The organism is Pseudomonas sp. HMWF006 (assembly GCF_003061205.1).
Lineage (GTDB): Bacteria > Pseudomonadota > Gammaproteobacteria > Pseudomonadales > Pseudomonadaceae > Aquipseudomonas > Aquipseudomonas monsensis.
In genome coordinates, this window is record NZ_QAIU01000411.1 from 1 (window position 1) to 7,333 (window position 7,333).

Here is a 7,333-nt window from a genome sequence, read left to right on the forward strand (position 1 = left end):
TTCGCCTGGATCGCCAAACTCAACGAAGCGGCCAACAGCGCCACCTTCAAACATTTCCCTCAGCTGGAAACGCAAGCCAATGCCGACGAACCCTTCGAGGTCTCGGGGCGTTCCAACGGAATGGGTACCGGCAACACTTATAGCTGCGGGCCGCTGAACAGTACTTTTACGCCGGAACGAAGCAAGGTCTACCTGGTGGAGTTTCAGTTTGTCGGGCAGGGTTGCGAGCAGCATGTTTACGATGTTAGCCAGCCGGATCAACGAATTGCTGTGACGTCCAAAAACTAAAAATCCCCCGCACGTAGCGACAGGCGGTCGAAACGTAAGATTGACGTCAAAATGATGGCCATCTAATATCGCGCCACTATTTTGATATCGCTTTCGTTTCAAGGGATCGAACATGTCCTCACCCGCCCTCGCGGCGAGGTTGTGCGCAGCTTTGCTGTGCATGTCTCCACTTTATTTCGTCGCCACAGCATCGACTCCCGGCGGCGCCACTGATACCCGCTGTTCCCCATCCAGAGCATCGAGCTCAAGGGCGTCGCCGGTGTGACGTTGCTCATTCCCCGGGACGGCCGGACGCGCTGACCTAGCGCGAAGCACCGATCTATTTCTGCATCGACTTCTTCATCTAAAGCAACTTCTCGAGATCATTGACATGGACGTTCGTCAGTTCGCCTTTCTTGCGTTCCAACCTTGTGCGGCCGTAAAAGACCGTGAGCGTTTTTTGGGCATGCCCAAGCGCGGGTTGGCATTTGTGCTGGCGAACGTCATGTTCTGGCAACCCATGTGGGCACAGGCCGACGGCATCGTCGTGGCCAACCCGAATACGTCGCTTGATCGCGCCGGCAATGGCGTGCCGATCATCAACATCGCCACGCCCAACGCCAGTGGTCTGTCGCACAACCAGTTCCACGATTACAACGTCGGCGCGCAAGGACTGATCCTCAACAACGGCTCGACGCAGAATAATCTCACCCAGTTGGGCGGGCATATCATCGACAACCCGAACCTGAAAAACAGCGGTTCGGCGCAGGCAATTCTCAACGAAGTCATCAGCGGCAACCCGAGCCAGTTGCGCGGTTACACCGAAGTGGCGGGGCAGTCGGCGCGGGTGATTGTCGCCAACCCTTATGGCATTACCTGCAACGGTTGCGGCTTTATCAATTCGCCGCGCGTGACTTTGACCACCGGTAAACCGGTGCTCGATAACGGTCGCCTGGATCGTTTTCAGGTTGATCAGGGCACGGTGGCCATCGAGGGCACGGGCCTTAACGCGACCAATGTCGACCGCTTCGAAATCATCACCCGCAGCGCGAAAATCAACGCCGAGATTCAGGCACAGAACCTGACGATTGTCGCCGGGCGCAACGACGTCAATGCACAAACTCTCAATGCCACCGCCCGTGCCAATGATGGCAGCGGTAAGCCGCAACTGGCCATCGACTCCTCAGCACTCGGCGGCATGTATGCCGGGGCGATCAAACTGGTCGGCACTGAGGCCGGGGTCGGGGTGAAGCTCGACGGCAAGCTGATTGCCAGCGGCGGTGATATTCAGCTCGATGCCAACGGCCAGTTGAGTCTGGCTGACACCTCGGCCACTGGTATGGTCAACGTCAAGGCTGCCAGCCTCGACGCACGCGGCCCGGTTTACGCCGGCACCGCGCTCAATGTGCAGACACAAGGCAACCTGTCCAACCGTCAGACCCTCGCGGCCCGCGACAGCATCAACCTCAGCGCTGGCGGTCAACTGACCAACGCTGGCGCCATCGAGGCGGGCGTCAACGCCGACGGCAGCCGCAATGCCAACGGTGATCTGAGCCTGACCGCGCAGGAACTCGACAACACCAGCAAAAGTCTCACCGCGAGCCGCAACCTGACGGTCAACGCCGTTTCTCTGAATAACCGGAAAGGTACGCTAAGCGGTCAGAACATCGCCATCACTGGCGACATGCTCGATAACCGCAGCGGGCAGATTCTCGGTGACCTGGGCCTGAATATCGATCTCGGCGGTGCGCTGGACAACCGCGACGGCGCGCTCGGTTCGGGGCGTTCGCTGAATCTGAAAGCTGCCAGTCTGGACAACCGTGAAGCCGGGGCGCTGGTCAGCGATGGCAGCCTGACTGCACACATCAGTGGCACGCTCGACAACCGCAACAAGGGTGATATCTCTGCCAAAGGCGCCGTCGATCTGCAGGCCGGCACCTTGCTCAACAGCGACGGTAAAGTCATCGGTAAAAGCACGCTGGCCGTGCGCAGTGATGTCGCCGACAACCGGGGCGGGGTGATTCAGGCCGACCAGCTGTTGACCTTAAATATTGTGCAACTGGATAACCGCGAAAAAGGCGTGATCAGCGGCAAGGCTGGCCTGACTTATGTCGGCACCCGGCTGGATAACAGCGGTGGTCTGGTCAGTGCGGTCGGCCCCGTCAACCTGACCGCTGCCGAAATTCAAAACGCGGCCGGACGGATGTCCAGTCAGAGCGACCTGCTGGCAACCATCGGCCTGCTGCAACAACAGGGTGGTGCGCTGGTTGCCCAAGGCTATTTGAGCCTGACCGGCAAGACCCTCGACAACCGCAACGGCGGGCTGGTCGGTACGACTAAAGCGCTGACACTCTCGGTCGACGACGTCGACAATCGCAGTGGCGAAATCTCCAGCAACCTGCTGATGAACGTCAAAGGCCTGCGTCTGGATAACGGCGACGGCGGCAAAATCCTCTCCGGCAGTAACATTGGGCTGAGCGTCACCAAGCTGATCAACCAGAGCAAAGGCTTGATCGCCGCCACCAAGGGCGCGGTAACCGTTACCGGCACCACGCTGGACAACAGCGGCGGCAATCTCAGCAGCCTCAACGGTCTGGTGATTACCCTTGATGACGCGCTGATCAATTCGCTCGGCGCGATCAGCAGCGACGGCACGCTGACCGTCAATGCTGCGCGCATCGACAACAGCAATGGCAGCCTCGGCAGTGCCGGCAACCTGAAACTTTCCAGCACTGGCGCTTTGCTTAATCAGGCCGGTTCTATCAGCAGCGACAGCCTGCTGACCGTCAACAGCGGCAGTCTTGATAACAGCCGCAAAGGTGTGATCTACGGCCAAGGCAACAGCCGGGTCGAGACCGGCGGATTTGACAACAGCCAGGGTGGCAAACTTTCCAGCGGAGCGGCGCTGACGCTCAAGTCAGGGCAGGTCAACAACGCCACCGGCCGCATCGCCAGCCAGCAGGCGCTGGATGTTTCGCTCACCGGGCTGGATCAACAGGGCGGTGAGCTGTTCAGCAAGACTGATCTGACCCTCGATCTGAACAATGGCCAGTTGAACAACCAGAACGGTTTGATCAATGCCCCCGGCACGCTGCTGCTGAAAAACCTCAACGGCGTGAGCAACCAGGGCGGGGAAATTTCCAGTCAGCAAGCCTTCTTGCTCGCCGCGCATGATCTCGACAACAGCAACGGCAAACTGCTCAGTCAGCAGGGCCTGACGTTGCGCATTGCGGCGGCATTGAACAACCTCAAAGGCGTCATCTCCGCCGCCTCGCTGGACAGCCACAGCGGCAGTCTGGACAACCACGAAGGTCTGATCAGCAGTCGCGCCGAGTTGTTGCTCACCACCGAAAAGACCCTGGATAACCAACTCGGCACGGTCATCGCTGACGGCCAACTGACCGTTACTGCTGACGAACTGGACAACCGTGAAGGCAATATCGCCGGCAAGGTCGATGCCAGCGTGCAGGCAAAAACCGTCAACAACCAGAATGGTCAGTTGATCGCCACCGGCGTCCTCAAACTGGAAGCCGATCAGTTCGATAATCGGCAGAACGGTCTGCTGGGCTCAAGCAAAGACATGACCCTGACCGTCGCTGACCTGGACAACCGTGGCGGTGAGGTCAGCAGCAACGGCGATTTGCAGATTACGGGCAAAAAACTCGATAACAGCGACGGCGGCAAAATCTTCACCGGCACCGCCCTGACGCTGACCGTCGATGAAGTGCTCAACCGCACCAAAGGCCTGATCAATGCGGGCTCGCAGTTCAATCTGCAGGGGCGCTCGCTGATTAACAGCGACGGCGAATTGCTCAGTCAGCAAGGCATGCTGTTGAACCTCACCGGCGCCTTTGATAACACTTCGGGCAAGGTCAGCAGCGAAGGCACGCTGACGGTCAACAACGCGAAACTGACCAACGTAAAAGGCAGTCTGTCCAGTGCAGCGGACTTGATGCTGGACAGCGACGCCAGCATCGACAATCAGGGCGGCCAGATCGTCACCGACGGCGCGCTGGTACTGAACAGCGCCAGCCTCGACAACCGTCAAAAGGGCACGCTCAGCGGTAAAGGTGCCGTCACGGTCACCACCGACGCCTTTGATAACAGCAACGGTCGACTGAGCAGCGCCGACACCCTGAACCTCACTGCCGGCCAGGTCACTAACAGTGGCGATGGCAGCATCGGCAGTCAGAACGCGCTGACGGCTTCGGTCAGCGGGTTTGATCAACAGGGCGGCAAGCTGTTCAGCAACACGCAGCTAAGCCTGGACCTGAACCACGGCCAGTTGAACAACATCGGCGGTTTGATCAACGCGCCGGGCACACTGCTGCTCAAGCAACTCAACGGCGTCAACAACCAGGGCGGCACAATTTCCAGCGCCGAAGCGTTCACCCTGAACGCGCAAAGCCTCGCCAACAGCAACGGCAAACTCCTGAGCAATCAGGGCCTGACCCTGCGCATCGCGGCCGCACTGGACAACGTTAAAGGCATGATCGGCGCAGCCGCCATCGACGCGCGCGCTGCCAGCCTGAACAACAGCGGCGGCAACCTGGTCAGCCGTGGCGACCTCGGCCTGACCGTTGACGGTCTGCTGCGCAATGACACCAAAGGCCTGATCAGCGCGGCGCAATCTCTCGAGATCACCAGCGCCGATTTGAACAACCGCGATAGCGGTCTGATCAACAGCCAAGGCAACCTGACGCTGGCCGCCACCGGACTGGACTCCAGCGACGGCGGCGAAGTTTCCGCCAGCGGTGACATTGATCTGAAGCTGACATCCCTGACCCAGAACGGCGGACGCCTGGTGGGTGACAAAGCCGTCACTCTCGATCTGGCCAATGGCGATCTCGACAACCAGCGCGGCGTGCTCACGGCGCAAGGGCCATTGACGCTCAAGCGCCTGCGTGACGTGAACAACCAGAGTGGTGAGATTTCCAGCAAGCTCGGTTTCGAGTTGATTGCCCGAGCCGTGAACAACAGCGCCGGCAAAATCATCAGCGGTGAAAAACTGCTGTTGCGTGGCACCGAGCTGGTCAACCAGAAAGGCCTGATCTCCGGTTGGCAAGGACTCACCGTCAACGCCGACAGCCTGGACAACCGCAACAGCGGCACGCTCTCCAGCAAGTTCGCCGATGTCTCGGTCGATCTCAAAAATGCGCTGCTTAACAGCGACGCGGGGGCTGTAGTCGCCCAAGGCAATCTTCACCTCAAGGCGGACAGTCTCGACAACAGCAACAAAGGCAATCTGAGCAGTGGCGCATGGCAAACCCTGACGCTGGGCGGTGCGCTCAATAACAGCCAAGGCCTGATTTACAGCGGTGCGGCACTGGATGTCGTCAGCACAGCTTTCACCAATGCCGGCGGCTCAATCAATGCCGAACAGGCGTTCACCGCTACGGCCACAGGTCTGGACAATAACGGCGGCCAGATCGCCAGTAACGCTGCGATCACCCTCAACCTGAGCGGAGAACTGAACAACAACGCCGGCAAACTGGCGAGTAGCGGCGCGATGTTGATCACGGGCGTCACCGATCTGCGCAATCAAAAAGGCCAGATCGCCAGCCAGAAAATACTGGAAGCGCACACCGATTCTCTGGACAACAGCAACAAGGGCACCGTCGCGGCGAATGACCAATTGCAGATCACCGCAACGGGCGCCGTCAACAACAGCGCCGACGGTCTGATCTACAGCCAGAAGGCCGGCGTGCAATTGAACGCGGTCAGCCTGCGCAATAGTAAAGGTTCGATCCAGAGCGAAGGCGCGTTGACCCTCGAAGTCAGCGGTGACTTCGACAACCAGAGCGGCAAGGTCATCGCGCAAAGCGGCAATGTCGTTGTCAAAGCGGCCAACATCGATAACCGTGGCGGCACGCTGTCCAGTATCAAAGGCGCACTGGAAGCACGCACCGTTGGCGTGCTGCGCAATGGCTTCGACCTGAACAATAACCGTCAGGGCGGCATCATTCAGGCGCAGAGCCTGACGCTTAATGCATTGGCGGGCCTGAACAACAACGGCGGGCGGATTTCCGCGCAGTCGGCCGACAGCAGCATTACCACGGCGGCACTGGATAACAGCAGTGGCGTGCTGTATTCGAAAGGGTTGCTGGGCGTCACCGGTACAAATTTGGAAAACGCTGGCGGGCAGATCGCTGCCAACCATATCGACTTCGGTCTCAGTGGTGCGTTACGCAACGGCACGGGTGTCATCGAAAGCGATAGCCAACTGAGCGTAAAAGCTGCCAGCGTCGACAACCAGAACGGCCGTCTGCGTTCGCTAAGCAACACCGGCAAAACCCTGTTCCAGATCGGCGGTTTGCTCGACAACCGCAACGGCGTGCTGGAAACCGCCAACGCCGACATGACCCTGGCTGTCGGCGGCCTCCTCAATGCCGGCGGGCAACTCAACCACGTCGGGAGCGGCAAGTTCGACATCTCTACCGCCAATGTCATCGGCGCCGGCGGCAGCATCGTCACCGGTGGGCTGCTGGAACTCAACGCCGACAGCTGGAGCAACTCCAACGTCATTCAGGCCGGTCGCCTGAACGTCAATGTCGGCCAATTCAGCCAGACAGCCAGCGGCAAATTGCTGGCTTCCGATTCCCTGCAGATCCGGGGCGGCAACTGGAGCAACGATGGCTTGATCGCCAGTGATGGCATCCTCGATATGCAAATCGGCGGAACCTACGCCGGCAGCGGCCGCTTGACCAGTCAGCGCGGCGCTTACCTTTCCGCCGCGCAGATGAACGTCGCGGCGGGCGGCAGTTTCGCGGTGGGTGCCGCGTCGACTCTCAATATCGGCGGCCAGCTCAGCAACGCCGGGCGCATGACCTCCAGCGAAGACCTGACGATCAACGCAGGCATTGTTGCCAACTACGGCACCTTGGGGGCGGCGCAGAACCTCATCATCAACACGCCTTCGTTGCTCAACGATCGCGGGCTGATTTTCAGCGGCAATAACATGACCCTCGGCGTCAGCACGCTGACCAACCAGCACGGTGATTTCTACGGTCTGGGTGATGTGGTGATCGGCGGGTACGCCGGCGCGGCACGGGCAGCGGGGGTGTAC

The 7,333-nt window shown here is 59.8% G+C and carries 1 protein-coding gene and 1 pseudogene; both read left to right on the top strand.

Annotation, left to right across the window (positions count from 1 at the left end):
- Window positions 1-288 (top strand): annotated as a pseudogene (locus DBR24_RS16910) (hypothetical protein); the annotation flags it as partial.
- Between the two features lie 370 nt (window positions 289-658).
- Window positions 659-7,333: filamentous hemagglutinin N-terminal domain-containing protein (locus DBR24_RS16915; protein WP_256591577.1), on the top strand; the 6,675-nt coding region annotated here is incomplete at its 3' end.